Below are 12,191 nucleotides of genomic sequence, written 5' to 3'. Positions count from 1 at the left end.
GGGTGCTGAGGGTGGTGGCCAAACCGGGTAAAGGGCGCAAGGTGCAGAACTTCTACCCCCACCTCTACCGGGACGAGATCGCCGAGGCCCCGAAAGGGGCGGGGGTGGCGGAGGCCTACGGGGCGGAAGGGGAGTTTTTGGCCGTGGGCTACTACGACCCCCAAAGCCGCATCCCCTTCCGGGCCTTCCGCTTTGACCGGGGACCCTTGAACCGGGCCTTCTTCCTCGCCCGCTTCCAAAGGGCCCTGGCCCGGCGGGCGGGGCTGGGTTCCGCTTACCGCCTGGTCCACGGGGAGGCGGACGGGCTTCCTGGCCTCGTGGTGGACCGCTTCGGGGAGGTCCTGGTCCTGCAGGTGCGGGCCCGGGCCACGGAGGCCTTAAGGGAGGTCTGGTTCCCGGCCCTCCTGGAGGCCGTCCGCCCCCAAGGGGTCTACGAGCGGAGCGACCTCGAGGCCCGCCGCCAGGAGGGCCTTCCGGACCGCACCGGGCCCCTTTTCGGGGAGGTGCCGGAGGTGTTGGAGGTGGAGGAGGACGGGCTTCTTTTCCCCATTCCCCTGGCCCTGGCCCAGAAGACGGGGTTTTACCTGGACCAAAGGGAAAACCGCCGCCTCTTTGAGGCCATGGTGCGCCCCGGGGAGCGGGTCTTGGACGTGTACAGCTACGTGGGGGGCTTCGCCTTGAGGGCCGCCCGCAAGGGGGCCTACGCCCTCGCGGTGGACAAGGACCTGGAGGCCCTTTCCGTTTTGGACCGGGCCGCTTTAAGGGCGGGCCTCCCCGTGGACCTCCGCCACGGGGAGGCCCTGGAGGTCTTAAGGGGCCTCGAGGGGCCCTTCCACCACGTCCTCCTGGACCCCCCCACCCTGGTGAAGCGGCCCGAGGAGCTTCCCCCCATGAAGCGCCACCTGGTGGACCTGGTGCGCCAGGGCCTAAGGCTCCTCGCCCCCCAGGGGTACCTTTGGCTTTCCGCTTGCAGCTACTACCTCCGGCTGGAAGACCTCCTGGAGGTGGCCCGCCGGGCCGCGGCGGACGTGGGGCGGCGCCTTAGGGTCCACCAGGTGGCCTACCAGCCCGAGGACCACCCCTGGAGCCTGCACATCCCGGAAAGCCTCTACCTGAAGACCCTTATCCTCCAGGACGACCCCCTTTAAAGCGCTCGGGCCTCATTCCCTTAGGGCGTGGGGGGCTTTCGCCCCAAGGGCGCTCAGGCCCCGCCCAAGGCCCCCCCGGGCTTCACCTTGGGGACCACCCGGGGGGCTTCCCGTTCCTCCTTGGCCTCTGGGGGCGTGGGTTCCTCCAAGGGCAGGCCCTCCACCACCTTCTGGAACTCCTCCGCGGTGAGGGTTTCCCGCTCTAGGAGGGTTTCCGCCACCCTTTCCAAAACCCCTCGCTTTTCCTCCAGAAGGGCCTTCACCCGGGCGTACTGCTCCTCTATCAAGTGGCGCACCGCCTCGTCTATGCGCCGCGCGGTCTCTTCGGAGTACTGGCGCACGTCGTACCCGCCCAGGTAGGTGTCCTCCCGGAGGGCGTAGGCCACGGGGCCGAACTCGGGGTGCATGCCCCACTCGGTGATCATGCGCCGGGCCAGCTCCGTGGCCTGGCGGAAATCGTTCTCCGCCCCCGTGGTGATGTCCTCAAAGACCAGTTCCTCCGCTGCCCTTCCCGCCAGGGCCACGGCGATCTGGTCCAGGAGGCGCTTTTTGGTCCAGTGGAGCATATCCTCCCGCCTTGGCATCATGAAGCCTAGGGCGCGGCCTCGAGGCACGATGGTCACCTTGTGCACCCCGTCCGCGTACTCCAGGAAGTGGGCCGCCAGGGCGTGCCCCGCCTCGTGGTAGGCGGTGATGCGGCGGTCCCTTGGGGTGAGGACCATGCTCTTCTTGGCGGGGCCCATCATCACCCGGTCCGCGGCCTCCTCCAGGTCCTTCATGGTGATCTTCTTCCGCCCCTCCCGGGCGGCGAGGAGGGCGGCCTCGTTGAGGAGGTTTTCCAGGTCAGCCCCCACAAAGCCGGGGGTGCGCTTGGCCAGGAGGGCCAGGTCCACGTCCTCCGCCAAGGGCTTGCCCCGGGCGTGGATCCTCAGGATCTGCTCCCTGCCCTTCACGTCGGGGGCATCTATGACCACCTGCCGGTCAAAGCGGCCGGGGCGGAGGAGGGCCGGGTCCAGGACGTCGGGGCGGTTGGTGGCGGCCATGACGATGATGGTGGAGTCCTTTTCAAAGCCGTCCATCTCCACCAGGAGCTGGTTTAGGGTCTGCTCCCGCTCGTCGTTCCCACCCCCCACGCCGCTTCCCCTCCTCCGGCCCACCGCGTCGATCTCGTCTATGAACACGATGCAGGGGGCGTGGCGTTTGGCGGTCTCAAAGAGGTCCCGCACCCGGGCCGCCCCCACCCCCACGAACATCTCCACGAAGTCTGAGCCCGAGGCGGTGATGAAGGGGACCTTGGCCTCCCCCGCTACCGCGCGGGCGATGTGGGTCTTGCCCACCCCTGGGGGGCCCACCAGGAGGACCCCCTTGGGGATGCGGGCGCCCATCTCGTGGAAACGACCAGGGTTTTTCAGGAACTCCACGATCTCCTTGAGCTCCTCCTTAGCCTCCTCCGCTCCGGCCACGTCCTTGAAGGTCACCTTGGGGGCCTCGGTGAGGACCTTGGCCCGGCTTTTGGTGAAGCTGAAGGCCCCGTCGGAGGGACCGGTTCGGCCCGTGCGGGAGAAGTAGAAGAGCGCTCCGAGAAGGAGCCCCACCAGGAGAAGGGGCCAGAGGAGGCCCAAGGGGTTCTGCCCGGTGGGGGGCTCCACCCGCACCGCCACCCCCAGCCGCCCCCATTCCTCCAAGAGGCGGGTGTCCGGCGGGGTGGGGGCGTAGGTGGTGAAGGTGGAGCCGTCGGTGAGGGTGCCCTGGAGGCGGGTCTCCCCCGAGCGCACCACCACCTCCCTCACCCGGCCCGCCTTGAGGTCCTCCAGGAAGGTCGTGTAGTTTACCGTGCCCGTGCCCCCCCCCACCGTGCCCGCCAGGCTGATGGCCCAGGCCAGGAGGAGAAGCCCCAGGATGAGCACCAGGAAGTTTAAGGGTACGCGGGACATCCCACCTCAGGGTACACCCTGGCCCCCGTCCGGGGGTAGCCGCCCGCACAAATGACATAAATGCACTCAACTCTCTTGACAAATAAGCGAGCGGAAGCCTACACTGGGCTTTGAGGTGAACTATGGCCAAGGCAGTGGGCATTGACCTGGGTACCACCAACAGCGTGATCGCCATCATGGAGGGCGGGAAGCCCGTGGTCTTGGAGAACGCGGAGGGGGAGAGGACCACCCCCAGCGTGGTGGCTTTCCGGGACGGGGAAACCTTAGTGGGCCGCATGGCCAAGCGCCAAGCGGTCTTGAACCCCGAGGGGACCATCTTTGAGGTGAAGCGCTTCATCGGCCGCCGCTACGAGGAGGTGCAGGAGGAGGCCAAGCGCGTGCCCTACAAGGTGGTCCCTGGGCCCGATGGGGGGGTGCGCATTGAGGTGAAGGGCAAGCTCTACACCCCCGAGGAGATCAGCGCCATGGTCCTCCGCAAGTTGGTGGAGGACGCTTCCAAGAAGCTGGGGGAAAGGATCACCAAGGCGGTGATCACCGTGCCCGCCTACTTCAACAACGCCCAGCGGGAGGCCACGGCCAACGCGGGGCGGATTGCGGGCCTCGAGGTCCTGCGTATCATCAATGAGCCCACCGCCGCCGCCCTGGCCTACGGCCTGGACAAGAAGGGGAACGAGACCGTCCTGGTCTTTGACCTGGGGGGCGGAACCTTTGACGTGACCGTGCTGGAGATCGGCGAGGGCGTCTTTGAGGTGAAGTCCACCTCCGGGGACACCCACCTGGGCGGCAGCGACATGGACCACGCCATCGTGAACTGGCTGGCCGAGGAGTTCAAGCGGGAGTACGGGGTGGACCTCAAGGCCGACCGCCAGGCCCTCCAGCGTCTCATTGAGGCGGCGGAGAAGGCCAAGATAGAGCTCTCCAGCACGGTGGAGACCACCATCAGCCTCCCCTTCATCGCCCTGGACCCCGCCACCAAGACCCCCCTCCACCTGGAGAAGAAGCTTACCCGGGCCAAGTTTGAGGAGCTCATTGAACCCCTCCTGAAGCGGCTTAGGGCCCCTGTGGAACAGGCTCTGAAGGACGCGGGCCTCACCCCCGCCCAGATTGACGAGGTCATCCTGGTGGGCGGGGCCACCCGGGTGCCCGCGGTGCAGCGGGTGGTGAAGGAGCTTCTCGGCAAGGAGCCCAACCGCTCCGTGAACCCCGACGAGGTGGTGGCCATGGGGGCCGCCATCCAGGCGGGGGTGCTCATGGGCGAGGTGCGGGACGTGGTCCTCCTGGACGTCACCCCCCTCTCCCTGGGCGTGGAGACCAAGGGCGGGGTCATGACCGTCCTCATCCCCCGGAACACCACCATCCCCACCCGCAAGTGCGAGATCTTCACCACCGCCGAGCACAACCAGACCGCGGTGGAGGTCCATGTCCTCCAGGGGGAGCGCCCCTTGGCCCAGGACAACAAGAGCCTTGGGCGCTTCCGCCTCGAGGGCATTCCCCCCATGCCCGCCGGGGTGCCCCAGATTGAGGTCTGCTTTGACATCGACGCCAACGGCATCCTCCACGTGACCGCCAAGGAGAAGTCCACGGGCAAGGAGGCCTCCATCACCATCCAGAACACCACCACCCTTTCCGAGGAGGAGATCCAGCGCATCATTGAGGAGGCCCAGCGCCACGCGGAGGAGGACCGGCGCCGCAAGGAGCACGTGGAGCTCAAGAACGCCTTGGACACCGCCCGCATCCAGGCCGAGCGGGTCCTCCAGGAGAAGCAGGGCTCCCCCGAGGCGAGGGCCCAGCTGGAGGAGGCCATCCGCAAGGCCAAGGAGCTGGTGGAGCGGGATGCCCCCGACCCCGAGCTCAAGAGGGCCACGGAGGAGCTCCTCCAGGCGGTCCAAGCCTACGAGGCCGGGGCCCAGGGGCAGGCTGGGGGCAAGGGGCCGGACGACGTGATCGACGCGGACTACAAGCCTGCAGACTAAGGGCGCCTTTTCCCCCGCCGCGGGGCTTCTCGCGGCGGGGGTTAGGCCCAAGGAGGCCAGCATGGAGCGGGAAAACCACCTGGAGGAAACCCTGCAGGAAGACCTGAAGAAGGTGGTAGAGGAGACGCGCCTTTTGGAAGAGCGCCTGGCCCAGACGGAGGCCGAGCTCAAGACCCTGAAGGACCAGTACCTCCGCCTCCTCGCCGACTTTGACAACTACCGCAAGCGCATGGCGGAGGAGCTTAAGGCGCGGGAGGAGGAGGGGGTGCTGAAGGCCCTCCGGGCCCTTCTCCCCGTACTGGACGATCTGGAAAGGGCATTGGAGTTCGCCGAGGCTCAGCCCGAGAGCATCCTCCAGGGGGTGAAGGCGGTGCGGGAGGGCTTTTACCGCATCCTCGCCTCCTTGGGGGTGGAGGAGGTGCCCGGGGAAGGGGAGGCCTTTGACCCCCGGCACCACGAGGCCATCGGCCTCCTGCCGGGCGAGGCGGGCAAGGTGGCCAAGGTCTTCCAGCGGGGCTTCCGCCTAGGGGCCCAGCTGGTCCGCCCAGCCCGGGTGGCCGTGGGCCAGGAGAAGAGCCCCGAGGAAGAGGGCGTGGAGTAGGCCATGAAGGACTACTACGCCATCCTGGGCGTGCCCAGAAACGCCACCCAAGAGGAGATCAAACGGGCCTACAAGCGCCTGGCCCGCCAGTACCACCCCGACGTGAACAAAAGCCCCGAGGCGGAGGAGAAGTTCAAGGAGATCAACGAGGCCTACGCGGTCCTTTCCGACCCCGAGAAGCGGAAGATCTACGATACCTACGGCACCACCCAGGCCCCACCCCCTCCGCCCCCCGGGGGGTACGACTTCTCGGGCTTTGACGTGGAAGACTTCTCCGACTTCTTCCAGGAGCTCTTCGGGGGCGGGCTTTTTGGCGGCTTTGGCCGTCGGCGGGGTCCTAGGCGGGGCCGGGACCTCCGCGCCGAACTCCCCCTCGCCCTGGAGGAGGCCTTCCGGGGCGGGGAACGGGTTTTGGAGGTGGGGGGGAGGCGGGTTTCCGTCTCCATCCCCCCTGGGGTCCAGGACGGGGCCTTGCTCCGGGTGCCGGGGATGGGGGGGCCCGGGGAGCCCCCAGGGGACCTCCTCCTCACGGTGCGCCTCCTGCCCCACCCCCGCTTCCGCCTCGAGGGCCAAGACCTCTACGCCACCCTGGACGTTCCCGCCCCCATCGCCGTGGTGGGGGGGAAGGTGCGGGCCGAAACCCTGGAGGGGCCGGTGGAGGTGACCATCCCCCCCAGGACCCAGGCCGGGCGGAAGCTCCGGCTGAGGGGGAAGGGCTGGCCGGGGCCTGGGGGCCGGGGGGACCTCTACCTGGAGGTGCGCATCACCATCCCCGAGCGCCTCACCCCCGAGGAGGAGGCCCTTTGGCGAAAGCTTGCGGAGGTGCACCATGCTCGCGCGTAGCGCTTTTCTTTCCCTCGAGGCCCTGGAGGCCTACGGCCTCTCCTTAGGGGCGGTTCGGGCCTACGTGGAGATCGGCTTCGTGGAGCCCGTGGAGGTGGAGGGCCGGTGGTACTTCCGGGAGGCCGACCTCCTCCGCATGGCGAGGGCGGAGCGCATCCGCCGCGACCTCGGGGCCAACCTCATTGGGGCGGCCTTGGTGGTGGAGATCCTGGAGCGTTCCTAGGGACATTTTTCCCGCCTTCTCCCTTTACAATTTCTCTTAGACCTCCCCTTTCCTTCGCGCGTTGCCCTCCCCGGTTGCCCCCGGCTTTTCCCATACGTCCTCCTCATAAAACTTGACAACAAGTTTGTTAAGCGATATGCTAACATTAGTAGGAGGTAAGGGATGAACCTGGAACGCTGGACCCAAGCCGCGCGGGAGGCCCTGGCCCAGGCCCAGGTCCTGGCTCGGGAGATGAAGCACCAGGCCATGGACCGGGCCCATCTCTGGGCCGTGCTTCTGAAAGACCCCACGGGCCTACCCGCACGGCTCCTCGCCAAGGCCGGGGCTGACCCGGCTTCGGTGCGCAAGGAGGCGGAGGCCGCCCTGGCCCGCCTGCCCCAGGTGGAGGGGGCCGAGGGGGGGCAGTACCTGAGCCGCGAGCTCGCCGCCACCCTGGACCGGGTCGAGGCCCTCATGGGGGAACTCGGTGACCGCTTCGTGGCCCTGGACACCCTGGTCTTGGCCTTAGCGGAGGCCACCCCTGGCTTTCCACCCGTGGAGGCCTTTAAAGCTGCGCTTAAGGCACTAAGGGGAGGTAAAACCGTGCAAACGGAACACGCAGAGGGCACCTATAACGCCCTGGAACAGTACGGCATTGACCTGACCAAGATGGCCGCGGAGGGGAAGCTGGACCCGGTGATCGGCCGGGACGAGGAGATCCGCCGGGTGATCCAGATCCTCCTCCGCCGCACCAAGAACAACCCCGTGCTCATCGGCGAGCCCGGGGTGGGGAAGACGGCCATCGTGGAGGGCTTGGCCCAGCGCATCGTCAAGGGGGACGTTCCCGAGGGGCTAAAGGGGAAGCGCATCACCTCCCTGCAGATGGGCTCCCTCCTCGCTGGGGCCAAGTACCGGGGCGAGTTTGAGGAAAGGCTTAAGGCGGTGATCCAGGAGGTGGTGGCCAGCCAAGGGGAGGTCATCCTCTTCATAGACGAGCTCCACACCGTGGTAGGGGCGGGCAAGGCGGAAGGGGCCGTGGACGCGGGCAACATGCTGAAGCCCGCCCTGGCCCGGGGGGAGCTTAGGCTCATCGGGGCCACCACCCTGGACGAGTACCGGGAGATTGAAAAGGACCCTGCCCTGGAAAGGCGCTTCCAGCCCGTCTTCGTGGACGAGCCCAGCGTGGAGGAGACCATCTCCATCCTCCGGGGCCTTAAGGAGAAGTACGAGGTCCACCACGGGGTGCGCATCTCGGATAGCGCCATCATCGCCGCGGCCACCCTTTCCCACCGCTACATCACCGAAAGGCGCCTGCCCGACAAGGCCATTGACCTCGTTGACGAGGCCGCGGCCCGCCTGCGCATGGCCTTGGAGAGCGCCCCCGAGGAGATTGATGCCCTGGAGCGCCGGAAGCTCCAGCTGGAGATTGAGCGGGAGGCCCTGAAAAAGGAGCGGGACCCCGAGGCCCAGGAGCGGCTTAAGGCCATTGAGGAGGAGATCGGGAAGCTTGCCCAGGAGATCGCCGCCCTAAGGGCCGAGTGGGAGAAGGAGCGGGAGGTCCTAAGGCGCCTCCGGGAGGCCCAGCAACGCTTGGACGAGGTGAGGCGGCAGATTGAGCTTGCGGAGAGGCAGTACGACCTGAACCGCGCCGCCGAGCTCCGCTACGGGGAGCTGCCCAAGCTGGAGGCCGAGGTGGAGGCCCTCAGCCAGAAGCTCAAGGGGGCCCGTTTCGTGCGCCTCGAGGTCACGGAGGAGGACATCGCCGAGATCGTCTCCCGCTGGACGGGGATCCCCGTGTCCCGCCTCCTGGAAGGGGAGAGGGAGAAGCTTTTGAGGCTTGAGGAGGAGCTCCACAAGCGGGTGGTGGGCCAGGACGAGGCCATAAAGGCGGTGGCCGACGCCATCCGCCGGGCCCGGGCCGGCCTCAAGGACCCGAACCGCCCCATCGGGAGCTTCCTCTTCCTGGGGCCCACGGGGGTGGGGAAGACGGAGCTCGCCAAGACCCTGGCCGCCACCCTCTTTGACACCGAGGAGGCCATGGTGCGCATTGACATGACGGAGTACATGGAAAAGCACGCGGTCTCCCGGCTCATCGGGGCCCCGCCGGGGTACGTGGGGTACGAAGAGGGCGGCCAGCTCACGGAGGCCGTGCGCCGCAGGCCCTACACCGTCATCCTCTTTGACGAGATTGAGAAGGCCCACCCCGACGTCTTCAACCTCCTCCTCCAGATCCTGGACGATGGCCGCCTCACCGACAGCCACGGGCGCACGGTGGACTTCCGCAACACCGTCATCATCCTCACCTCCAACCTGGGAAGCCCCCTCATCCTGGAGGGCCTGCAGAAAGGTCTTTCCTACGAGGCCATCCGCGAGCGGGTCTTCCAGGAGCTCCAGCGCCACTTCCGCCCCGAGTTCCTAAACCGGCTGGACGAGATCGTCCTCTTCCGGCCCCTCAGCAAGGCGCAGATCCGCCAGATCGTGGAGATCCAGCTTTCCAACCTCCGGGTGCGCCTACAAGAGCGCCGCATCAGCCTCGTGCTCACGGAGGCCGCCAAGGACTTCCTGGCAGAAAGGGGCTACGACCCGGTGTTTGGGGCAAGGCCCCTGAAGCGGGTCGTCCAGCGGGCCCTGGAGACGCCCCTGGCGGAAAAGATCCTCTCCGGCGAGATCAGGGACGGGGACAAGGTGGTGGTGGATGCCGGGCCCGAAGGCCTCCGCTTCCAGGTGGCCGCCCGGGTGGAGGCCTAGGGGGGTGGGTATGCGGCTAGAGGAGTTCCTCGCCAAGGCTTACCAAGACGAGCTCCTAGACGCGCTCCGGGCGGAGCGGGCCGCGGAAGGGGTGCCCTACCCCCACATCCGCGCCCTCCTCCTGGAGGTGGCAAAGAGGGAGCGGGCCCACGCCGAGGCCATCGCCGAGGCCCTAAGGGCCCGTTCCCTCCCCCTTCCCCCAAGCCCTAAGGCGGAGGAGCTCGCCCCGGAGGCCCTCCTCCGCCTCCTCTCGGAGGAAGGCTTTGACCGGGCCCACTATCTGGAGAGCAGCCTTCCCGACCCCGATTTGGAGGCCCTTTTCACCCGGCTGGGCCAGGAGGAGGCCCTAAACCAGGAGGCGGTGCGCAAGGCGGTGGCGCTCATGGGAGGTGGTGCATGATCCGTAAAGAGGAAATCCGGCGTATCAAGGAGACCCTTCTGCCCAAAGAGGCTCCCGTTCTTTCCCTCTACCTGGACGTGAACCCCGCCCGCCCCGACAACGCGGGCCGGGCCTACGCCCTTCGGGGCAAGGACGCCATGAAGGCCCTGGGGGTGCCCGAGGGGATCATGGAAAGGGTCTTGGAGGTTTTGAAGAACCAGGTACTGGAGGCCAAGACCGCGGTGATTTTTGCGGGGGAAGACCTCTTTGAAACCCTTCTCCTCCAGGTGGAACTCCCCCTGGTGAATAGCCTCAAGACCGCCTTCCTGGACGAGAAGGCCGGCCGCTACCTGGTGGACGGGGTCCTGGCCTATTGGGGCGAGCCCTTCGCCCTCCCCCTGGTCTACGCCCTGGACGAGTACGAGCGCTACGGCGTGGTCTACGTGAACGGGGAGAGGTGGCGGGTCTTTGAGGTCTTCCTGGGCGAGATAGAGGAGGTGCAGGATGCCTTCTTGGCCCTGGACACCGAGGCCTGGCGGCGCCTCTCCCTGGACGCTCCTGGGCGGCGCTTCAACCTCGGGGGCATCGCCCGGGGTGGGGCGGGGCAGGACCTTTTCGCTAAGCGCCTCGAGGCCTGGGAGGGCCGTTTCTACAAGGCCCTGGCCCACGAGCTGGAGCGCCTTTTGGAGGAGCGGGGCTTCACCCGACTGGTCCTCATGGGCCCCGTGGAGCACACCGCCCTCTTCAAGGCCCACCTCTCCAAAAGGATCCAGGAGCGGGTGGTGGCGGAGCTCCCCTCCCTGCCCCACCCCGGGGCCACCCCGGGCCAGGTCTTGAAGCGCTTAGAGCCTGAGCTCCTGCGGATTGAGCGGGAGGCGGAGCTTAGGCTCCTTAAGGAGTTGGAGGAGGCTTACCCCAAGGCCATCTTCGGTCCTGAGGTCTTGGAGAGGCTCCAGGAGGGGCGGGTGGAGCTTTGGGTCCTCCCCTTTAGCCTGGAGCAGGAGGTGTACCTTTGCGACGGCCTGGTCTTCGCGGAGGAGGCCAGGGCCTTGGCCTTCTGCGAGGCCCCGGCCAGGCAGCCCCTTGCCCCCTCGGTGCTGGAGCTTTCTGCGGGCTACGGTAGCAAGGTGGAGTTCGTGCGGGGCGAGGCGGAGAAGGAGCTCCTGGAGCGCGGCGGCATGGCCGCCCGCTTGCGGTGGTAAAGGAGGTGAGGGAAGATGGTCCGGTTTGATCCCTTCAAGGAGCTGGAGGAGCTTCAGGAGCGGCTGGCCCGGGCCCTGGGGGTCCAGGGGCAGGGGCCTAGGACCTACGCCCCCCCGGTGGACATCGTGGAGGACGGGGAGGGGCTTCACCTCCTCGTTTACCTCCCGGGGGTGGACCCGGAGAAGGTGGAGGTGGTGGCCGAGGAGGGCGTGCTCTCCGTGAAGGCGGAGCGGCCCTTTGAGAAGCGGGAAGATGCCACCTACCACCGCCTCGAGGGCCCCTACGGCACCTTCGCCCGGGGTTTCAACGTGCCCACCACCTTTGACCTCTCCAAGGTGCAGGCCCGCTTCCGCCACGGGGTGCTCCACCTCTTGATCCCGCGGGCGGAGGCCACCCGGCCCAAGAGGATCCAGGTGCAGGTGGAATGAGGAGGTGAGGTATGCGGCGCACCACGCGGTACATCCTGGCCACTTCCAACCCCATGGGGGACCTGGAGGCCTTGGAGCGGCTGGTCCGCCTGGCCCCGGACACGGGGGCGGACGCCATGGCCCTGGTGGGGAACCTCATGCCCAAGACGGCGAAAAGCCGGGACTACGCGGCCTTCTTCCGCATCCTCTCCGAGGCCCACCTCCCCACCGCCTACATCCCAGGCCCCCTGGATGCCCCCATCTGGGAGTACCTGCGGGAGGCGGCCAACATTGAGCTGGTCCGCCCGGAGATGCGCAACGTCCACGAGACCTTCACCTTCTGGAAAGGCCCCTACCTGGTGGCGGGCTTTGGGGGCGAGATCCTGGACGAGGGGGAGCCCGAGGAGAAGGAGGCCCTCCGCTACCCCGCCTGGGTGGCCGAGTACCACCTGAAGGCCCTCTGGGACCTTAAGGACTACCCCAAGATCTTCCTCTTCCACACCATGCCCCACCACAAGGGCCTCGGGGAGGGGGGAAGCCACGAGGTGGCCCACCTCATCAAAACCCATAACCCCCTCCTGGCCATCGTGGCGGGCCGGGGGCAGAAGCACGAGACCCTGGGCGCCACCTGGGTGGTGGTGCCGGGGGATCTCTCCGAAGGGGAGTATAGCCTCCTGGACCTCCGTTCCAGGAAGCTGGAGACGGGGAACGTGCGCTAAAGGCTGGGGCCCCCGTAGGGGGCCCTTTTTCCCC

11 protein-coding genes are annotated in these 12,191 nt (G+C 67.5%); 10 read left to right on the top strand and 1 reads right to left on the bottom strand.

Going from position 1 to position 12,191, the window contains the following annotated elements:
* Window positions 1-2 precede the first annotated feature (2 nt).
* A complete protein-coding gene (locus tag WKI94_RS00830) occupies window positions 3-1,148 on the top strand; it encodes a class I SAM-dependent rRNA methyltransferase (RefSeq protein ID WP_337843881.1) in 1,146 nt (381 codons plus the stop codon).
* 53 nt (window positions 1,149-1,201) lie between these two features.
* Here WKI94_RS00830 and ftsH read toward each other — a convergent pair whose 3' ends face one another.
* On the bottom strand, window positions 1,202-3,082 hold the full coding sequence (ftsH, locus tag WKI94_RS00825) for an ATP-dependent zinc metalloprotease FtsH (RefSeq protein ID WP_337843880.1): 1,881 nt from the start codon (window positions 3,080-3,082) through the stop codon (window positions 1,202-1,204).
* Between the two features lie 122 nt (window positions 3,083-3,204).
* Between ftsH and dnaK the strand changes: the two genes are divergently transcribed.
* The 9 genes from dnaK to WKI94_RS00780 all read left to right on the top strand — a co-directional run bounded on the left by dnaK (window position 3,205) and on the right by WKI94_RS00780 (window position 12,157).
* A complete protein-coding gene (gene dnaK, locus WKI94_RS00820) occupies window positions 3,205-5,055 on the top strand; it encodes a molecular chaperone DnaK (RefSeq protein ID WP_337843879.1) in 1,851 nt (616 codons plus the stop codon).
* Between the two features lie 61 nt (window positions 5,056-5,116).
* Complete coding sequence (locus WKI94_RS00815; RefSeq protein ID WP_337843878.1) at window positions 5,117-5,656, top strand: nucleotide exchange factor GrpE; 540 nt, start codon at window positions 5,117-5,119, stop codon at window positions 5,654-5,656.
* Between the two features lie 3 nt (window positions 5,657-5,659).
* Window positions 5,660-6,499 (top strand): DnaJ C-terminal domain-containing protein, encoded by an 840-nt coding sequence (locus WKI94_RS00810; RefSeq protein WP_337843877.1) that lies wholly within the window; start codon window positions 5,660-5,662, stop codon window positions 6,497-6,499.
* Entirely contained in the window at window positions 6,486-6,722 is a 237-nt protein-coding gene (locus WKI94_RS00805) for a chaperone modulator CbpM (protein ID WP_337843876.1), read from the top strand. Before WKI94_RS00810 ends, WKI94_RS00805 begins: the two co-directional genes overlap by 14 nt.
* A 162-nt stretch (window positions 6,723-6,884) precedes the next feature.
* The gene (gene clpB, locus WKI94_RS00800) at window positions 6,885-9,449 is read left to right on the top strand and encodes an ATP-dependent chaperone ClpB (RefSeq protein ID WP_337843875.1); all 2,565 of its coding nucleotides are present in this window, start codon (window positions 6,885-6,887) and stop codon (window positions 9,447-9,449) included.
* 10 nt (window positions 9,450-9,459) lie between these two features.
* A complete protein-coding gene (locus WKI94_RS00795) occupies window positions 9,460-9,849 on the top strand; it encodes a ferritin family protein (protein ID WP_337843874.1) in 390 nt (129 codons plus the stop codon).
* The gene (locus tag WKI94_RS00790; RefSeq protein ID WP_337843873.1) at window positions 9,846-11,030 is read left to right on the top strand and encodes a VLRF1 family aeRF1-type release factor; all 1,185 of its coding nucleotides are present in this window, start codon (window positions 9,846-9,848) and stop codon (window positions 11,028-11,030) included. The genes WKI94_RS00795 and WKI94_RS00790 overlap by 4 nt, the downstream gene beginning before the upstream one ends.
* 15 nt (window positions 11,031-11,045) lie before the next feature.
* A complete protein-coding gene (locus WKI94_RS00785; RefSeq protein WP_337843872.1) occupies window positions 11,046-11,459 on the top strand; it encodes an Hsp20/alpha crystallin family protein in 414 nt (137 codons plus the stop codon).
* A gap of 11 nt (window positions 11,460-11,470) precedes the next feature.
* A complete protein-coding gene (locus WKI94_RS00780) occupies window positions 11,471-12,157 on the top strand; it encodes a heat-stable protein (RefSeq protein ID WP_337843871.1) in 687 nt (228 codons plus the stop codon).
* The last annotated feature ends 34 nt before the right edge of the window (window positions 12,158-12,191 follow it).

The organism is Thermus sp. (assembly GCF_037444525.1).
In the GTDB taxonomy this organism is placed as follows: Bacteria; Deinococcota; Deinococci; order Deinococcales; family Thermaceae; genus Thermus.
This window is presented reverse-complemented; position numbering and strand designations above follow the sequence as displayed.